This window comes from Candidatus Zixiibacteriota bacterium (assembly GCA_040753495.1).
Classification (GTDB): domain Bacteria; phylum Zixibacteria; class MSB-5A5; order GN15; family PGXB01; genus DYGG01.
In genome coordinates this window covers 1-6,567 of record JBFMEF010000154.1, presented here as the reverse complement: position 1 = coordinate 6,567, position 6,567 = coordinate 1, and the positions used below count along the sequence as shown (strand labels likewise).

Here is a 6,567-nt window from a genome sequence, read left to right as displayed (position 1 = left end):
TATACCCGGGCCGGCGCGCTCTTGACAAAATAGGCGATGGTCTTGCGCTGGAAGGGGTCATGCAATGTGGTAAGCACCTGCTTCGGTTTATTGAGAAGAATATAGAGCCGCTTATTAACTGGCTCGACGACAACGCCGTCAACTTTGACCCGGTCTTTCTGCTCATCGACTATAACCCCCATCTTATCGACTACAATGTCATTGACCGTTACCTTTTTCTGGCTGATGAGCTGCTCTGCCCCCCGTCGTGATGTCACCCCGCATATCGAAAGAAACTTGTTTAGTCTAAGCAAATTGGGAAATCTTCTCCTCAAACCGTGAGAATCGGTGTGCTCGTTATTTCAGAATGCCGCATTCGGCGGTCTACCCGCGGGAATTCTCCTCGTCTGATATCTCCACCATCTCTTCCTCCGCAAACTCCTCTAAATCGACTGACGACTCCTCGGTTTCCTCATCGGTAAAACCGGTATCCTGGTCCTCCAGGATTTCGTCTGGCGCCGCCTCTGAATCTTCCTCTCTATTCGCGGCCGCATCTAATTCCAACGGCAGACGCGGCTGCGTGTCCGGCTCCCGGGAGGAGAGAAGTTCCTCTATCTCTTCCATCTTGGGCAGGTCATCAAGGGAGTTGAGATTGAAATATTTCAAGAACTCATCAGTCGTCCGATAGAGCAGCGGTCGGCCAATCGACTGCGCCCGTCCCGCCAGAGTGATGAGCTTACGCTCCATCAGAGTATGAATTACCGAATCGGATGCCACCCCCCGTATCAATTCGATATCCATTTTGGTTACCGGCTGACGATAGGCGATTATCGCCAGTGTCTCAAGGGCGGAGCGGGTAAGACGCATATTCCGCCGACGGGTCAAGAGTTCTTCCACATACGGCGCATAATCTTCGACGACATATACCTGATACCCCCCCGCTATCTTCCGGATGCGGAATGATGCCCCGGTTTCCATGTACCGGTTGTTGAGCGTCGCTACCGCTTCGGTTATATCCTCCAGGGTGGTATTTTCCAGAAGGTCAATAATACGCCGCGGCGCCAGAGGCTCCGGCGAAGACAAAATCAACGCCTCAATTATGGTCGGTCTGCTGCCATTGTTGCTCATATTTTTCTATCACTTCAAATAATGAAATTTCTTGATAAATTCCAGCGCCGGCTCCGGGTTCTCATACTGCTCTCCCCGGTAAACCCGCAGCTCGGAAAAAGGAAGCGACTGCCGCACCGCGATTCGTCTGATTCGCACCAGCTCCAGAATCGCCAGAAACGTCAGTATCGCCACCAGTTTCCGCGGCGAATCGGAGAATAACTCCATAAACGTGGCTGAACCCTTTCGCTCCAGAATATCCAGTATCCGGGTGATTCGCTGCTCGATTGTCTCTTCTTCCGGGGTTATGGTGTAAAGATTCTCATTGCTTACCCGCGAGAGAACCTCTTTGAACGCCGTCAGCAGGTCAAACAGGGTGGTCGTTTCCGAGAGCACGATGACTTCTTTGTCGCCATTCCCCCCCAGCGCCGGCGGCACAAACAGCTGTTCTTCCGCCAGACGTTTCTCTCTTAAAATCTCGCCCGCCTCTTTGTATTTTTTGTACTCCAGAAGCGCCGCCACCAGTTCTTCCCGCGGGTCCGGCTCCTCCGGGTCAAGTTCGTCGCGGGGGAGAAGCAACCGCGCCTTGATTCTTATCAAGGTTGCCGCCATCAGAATATACTCTCCGGCGAGCTCCAGATTGAGAATCTTCATCATCTCCAGGTACTGCATATACTGCTCCGCCACCCGCGCTATCGGAATGTCGTAAATATCGACTTCTTCCTTCCGAATAAGGTACAACAACAAATCAAGCGGTCCCTGGAAGACCTCTAAATTGACGGTATAATTTTCTTTCTGTCCGTTCATTGGCTGCAATCCGTTCGTTATCTTCTCTCTGTCGAGGACCCGGAGTCCCTCGATATTCCTCGTCAAAACCTCCGGTCCATGTGCGACATCCCCGCTGAAATCAGGGACTATTACCAAGCTGCCTGCGGACGCCCTCGTCCGCGGCACTTTGCGCGAAACCAACCAGGTTTCGCCTTCATCATCCATAATAGTCCATCTTCATCGCGGCGCGCACTTTCTCCATCACCGCCTGCGCCCGCGCGCGCGCCCGCAAAGCGCCATTTTTCAAAACATCCCAGATATAATCTTTATTATTCTCCAGAACAACTCTTTTTTCACGAATAGGCCGCAGCGCCTCATTGAGATTCTTGGCTACCATCTTCTTGCAATCGACACACCCCAGCTCACCGCTGCGGCAGGGGGGAGCGATTATCTTTTCCGCCTCCGGCGTGTACACCTGATGAAGCATATAGACCGGGCAGATCTCCGGACGCCCCGGGTCCCCCTTGCGAATCTTCTGCGGGTCGGTGAACATCTTCTTCAATCGCGCGGCTGTCTCTTCCTCGGTATGTGTAATCGCGATATGATTATCCAGCGACTTCGACATCTTCCGCCCATCCAGCCCCGGTATGGTCGGTATCTTGGTAAAAAGTGCCTGCGGCTCTTTCAGCGTCGGACCGTAAAGTGTATTGAACCGTTTCGCCAGGTCGGCCGCCAGCCAGATATGTTTTTCCTGGTCCTTTCCGACCGGCACCTTATCGGCGTTATAAACACAGATATCGGCCGCTTGCAACACCGGGTACCCCAGAAAGCCGTAACTGTCCAGCCCTTTATCTTCCTTTTTTTCCAGATAGGTCGGGAGTCTTGTCAGGGTCGGCACCGTGATTATCATTGAGAAAAGAAGATGCAGCTCGGCATGCTCTTTAACATCCGACTGGATAAAAATCGCCACCTTCTCCGGGTCGAGGCCCGCCGCCATATAATCGACCGCCAGTTGAAACACCCTCTCCTTCAAAAGTTCGGTATGCTCGTAGTCGCCGGTTAAGGCATGCCAGTCAACAATGCAACTGTACATTTCGTACTGGTCCTGAAGCCGCACCCAATTGCGCAGGGCTCCCTCCAGATTGCCGATATGCAGTTCCCCCGACGGCTGCATGCCGGAGAGGATTACTTCTTTTGCGCTCAATTTTACTCCATGAAGAGGTATGGTCTCCAGCGGGTATCGGTAATCCCGATAAAGCGCTGGATATACGTGATATGATTGGGACGGGTCGGTTTGCGCAGAAGTCGCATTCCCGCGCCCGCCGGCGTCTGGTTTTTCTTCTTGTTATTGCACCGGTCACAGGCGCAGACCAGATTCTCCCAACTGTCGGTCCCGCCCAGATTTTTCGGAACAATATGGTCCACCGTCATCGGACCCCGCGTGGAGCCGCAGTAACAGCAGGTGTAACCGTCACGGATAAGCACATTCTTGCGGGTCAGCAAAATTCTTTTGCGCGGCGCTTTCACAAACCGCTCCAGCCGCACCACCGAGGGGAGTGGATACGACCTCAAGACCGAATGGATTTTCGCCCCGTCATAGGTTTCAATCATCTCGGCTTTCCCCATGAAGAGAAGCACAAAAGCCCGTCGCGCCGAGCAAACCGAAAGCGGCTCATAGTTTTGGTTCAAGACCAGGACGTTGTGATTCAGCATATCCATATCGTTGCCAATTTAGACCAGTAGGTCAGGATCCCCATGATCCTGACTGTCATTCCCGACCTGATCGGGAATCCAGTCCGTAGGTCGTAACCCCCGCGGTTCCGACATTTGTGCGCGGCTCCGCCTTAAAGCGGAGTCCACACCTGCCCGTTTCCAATTTTCCTGCGCCGTCAGGAGTCTCTCCTGACGGTAAATGTCGTGCCGGACTTGATTCGGCATCCATTCCTATTCTGTGCGCGGCTCTGCCTTAAAGCGGAGTCCACACCTGCCCGTTTCCAATTTTCCTGCGCCGTCAGGAGTCTCTCCTGACGGTAAATGTCGTGCCGGACTTGATCCGGCATCCATTCCTATTCTGTGCGCGGCTCCGCCTCAAAGCGGAGTCCACACCTGCCCGTTTCCAATTGATGCCCGCGGTTTCACCCGCATAATCTTTTAAAATTATCCCTTCCGCCCCTGTTGTCAATAGCAAATTATGGCGGGGGAGGGCAAGTCAGCCGTTTCTATCCGCTTCAAATACCAGTCGAGGCGATCTCTGAAATAAGCAATCGACAAAATACTGCTTTAAATCGTCAATAGAGGAAGGAGGGCAGGAGCCCCACCTTCAGCGGGGCGCTCCTGCCACAATCGACCCGCCGCGGCGGGTCGATGGGCAGGGAGAGAAGTGTTCATTCTAATAAATATGGGATTTATTATGGCACGAGCCGCATGCATTCTGGCCGGGAGGGCTCGTGCCCTACATCACTGATTTTGAAACAGAATCGGGTCTAAGAAGTGCAGTCCTGTTCATGAATCTGATTTTAAAGCAAGGAAAATTCTCGCTTCCGCGAAAAGTTGGAATCGATATATTGTAAAGGATGGTTGACGCCATTCTGGTGAGCGTCAATCGAGGCACCGTCGTCATTTTGGAACGACTTAAATTTAAGGGAGGGACACCTATGTCTGCCCAAGCATTCCGTCGAACTTGCTGCGTTGTTTCGCTAACGATTCTGTTTTCCTTTCTTCTATCGAGAGAAGCATCCTCCCAGACCGACCCGGACTCTGCGATGCATCGGCTCCTTACCGCCACCCGGTTGAACGACTGTCTCGATTACATCAGAAATGGTCGAAGGCTTATTCCAGAACTATACAGTGAAGGTAAAGTCGATTCTGTTGAAGCAATTGTGGATTTTGTCAACACAAAGTGCGCCTTGAAGCCCTTTCAAGATTTCCAGCTATTAAGCCAGATAAGAAGGGGCAAATTATCTAATGACTGGTGTGATGATTCATTAGTGGCGGAGATAACTCTGCCGCATTTTTACTCCCATTACGACTTATATGAGAGACACAACTTTTGGCCAACACCAAGTCACGAATATAATTCGTTCATCGAGCGGCTTGCCTCTGAGGTAAAGGACAGTGTTGACGCGACTTCTGTCGCCAATGCCATTGCGACTTATTACGCCGCGGGTAGGGATAGTCTTCTTCACAAACTTTCAAAAGGCACTTATCAGGGTTCCTGCATTCAGGCAAGATACGACCGTGAAATCGACACTCTTCTTGAGAAACGTCGCAACTTTGCAAACAACTGGTCCTTGAATGCCGGCGCATGGATACCCGACGGAAACTTGAAATGGCTCGGCTCAAAAATCGAAATTGGCTGTCAGGCGGGGCTTCGCTCTCGACACTACGGCGCCGATGTCACTTTTTTCGCCCGCTTTCCGAATTCCCAGCAGCCCTATCTGGTCAATCATCGAGATTCCTTATATGAAACCGATAATTTTTTCGGGATGTACTTCGGGCTTGACCCTGTTCTCCGAGTTTACTCATCCTGGAACACCTCGCTTGAATTTTTCGGTGGAATCGGTTGGGATGGTATTATGGCACTTACGGCTGACGACCTGAAAGAGAACCAGGGAGATTATCTGAATTCTTTGAATCTAAATCTTGGTTTCACCCTTCGATTGTTCTACGGTCCCCGTCACACACGCTACTGGGGGCTTCAGGCACGATATAACTTTCTTAATTACGATACCGATGGCGGGACAGATCTTTCGGGCAACTCCCTTTCAATCAACCTTATTTGGGGAGCAATGGGGCATGGATGGACAGACGATTATCTCGAAAGCCTTCATTATTTCGACCGCCGGTGATTGAATGTTGTAAGGCACGAGCCTTGTTTGACCGCCAAAGGAGAGACGTAATAATATCGTCGTAGCGGTCGACCCATGTGTCGACCCCGTCTCATTCCGCAAGGCCGAATGAGACCATCAGAGGGCATCGTCTCCCTCCTCCCATAACTCCCAAGTATCACACTCTCAACTCACCTCCAACCACTAACCACCCCCTCCCGCAAAATCACCGGCAAATCGATGCTGAACTTCCGCGGTCCGCTATCTATAGAGGAGGTATTGCTTGATTGCCTTAACCCAAACCAACCATTCCTTGCCCCTTTATCCTTCGAATGGACTCTCGGACCGTCCCTGAAATCAATCCGCCGAAAGGAAGGGATAATAAAAAAACTTCAACAAAAACGAATACGAACCAATAACATATTGGCAAGCAATGATTTGATTCGTCAGAGCTCACTTGTATCGCTCGCATTATCTTATTATCTTGCAATCTATGCGCCAAATAGCCCTATTCATCATTCTGCTGCTTTTCATCACCGCTCCCGTTTCCGGCGCCGACAGTTCCGATGCCATTATCCATCGCGACCATTTCATCTACCATTTCGACTACCCCCCTTTCGTCCAGACCGCCGATTCGGCGCTCTCTGTCGCGCGGCAGCGATTAATTGAACTTCTCCGCGACTCGCTCGATTACCTGCCCGAAATCTATATCGCCGACAGTCAGGAGGAATTCCGCCGAATTATCGGCACCGCCATTCCCGACTGGGGCGCCGCAGTCGCCATGCCCTACCGGCAGACAGTTGTCATCAAATCTCCCGCCCGTTTCCCGGTCGGAAAATCGCTGCGGGAACTGCTGCAGCATGAGTACACTCATCTCGCTTTATCC

The 6,567-nt window shown here is 51.8% G+C and carries 7 protein-coding genes; 2 read left to right on the top strand and 5 right to left on the bottom strand.

Going from position 1 to position 6,567, the window contains the following annotated elements:
* From AB1690_10260 to AB1690_10240, 5 genes are all read right to left on the bottom strand, one after another.
* Positions 1 to 293, bottom strand: a 293-nt coding sequence (locus AB1690_10260; GenBank protein ID MEW6015694.1) for a S4 domain-containing protein, incomplete at its 3' end; no start/stop codon positions are given.
* A 70-nt stretch (positions 294 to 363) separates the two neighbouring features.
* Positions 364 to 1,107 carry an SMC-Scp complex subunit ScpB gene (gene scpB, locus AB1690_10255; protein ID MEW6015693.1) on the bottom strand — a complete coding sequence of 248 codons (744 nt, stop codon included), beginning with the start codon at positions 1,105 to 1,107 and terminating at the stop codon, positions 364 to 366.
* Positions 1,108 to 1,116: 9 nt separating this feature from the next.
* Positions 1,117 to 2,079 (bottom strand): segregation/condensation protein A, encoded by a 963-nt coding sequence (locus tag AB1690_10250; GenBank protein ID MEW6015692.1) that lies wholly within the window; start codon positions 2,077 to 2,079, stop codon positions 1,117 to 1,119.
* Positions 2,072 to 3,058: a tryptophan--tRNA ligase gene (gene trpS / locus AB1690_10245; protein MEW6015691.1), complete on the bottom strand. Its 987-nt coding sequence runs from the start codon at positions 3,056 to 3,058 to the stop codon at positions 2,072 to 2,074. Before trpS ends, AB1690_10250 begins: the two co-directional genes overlap by 8 nt.
* A 2-nt stretch (positions 3,059 to 3,060) precedes the next feature.
* Complete coding sequence (locus tag AB1690_10240; protein ID MEW6015690.1) at positions 3,061 to 3,567, bottom strand: HNH endonuclease; 507 nt, start codon at positions 3,565 to 3,567, stop codon at positions 3,061 to 3,063.
* Between the two features lie 941 nt (positions 3,568 to 4,508).
* Here AB1690_10240 and AB1690_10235 point away from each other — a divergent pair.
* Together AB1690_10235 and AB1690_10230 are read left to right on the top strand one after the other, a co-directional pair.
* Positions 4,509 to 5,702: a hypothetical protein gene (locus AB1690_10235; GenBank protein ID MEW6015689.1), complete on the top strand. Its 1,194-nt coding sequence runs from the start codon at positions 4,509 to 4,511 to the stop codon at positions 5,700 to 5,702.
* A gap of 472 nt (positions 5,703 to 6,174) precedes the next feature.
* The coding region (locus tag AB1690_10230) for a hypothetical protein (GenBank protein ID MEW6015688.1) at positions 6,175 to 6,567 on the top strand (393 nt) is incomplete at its 3' end.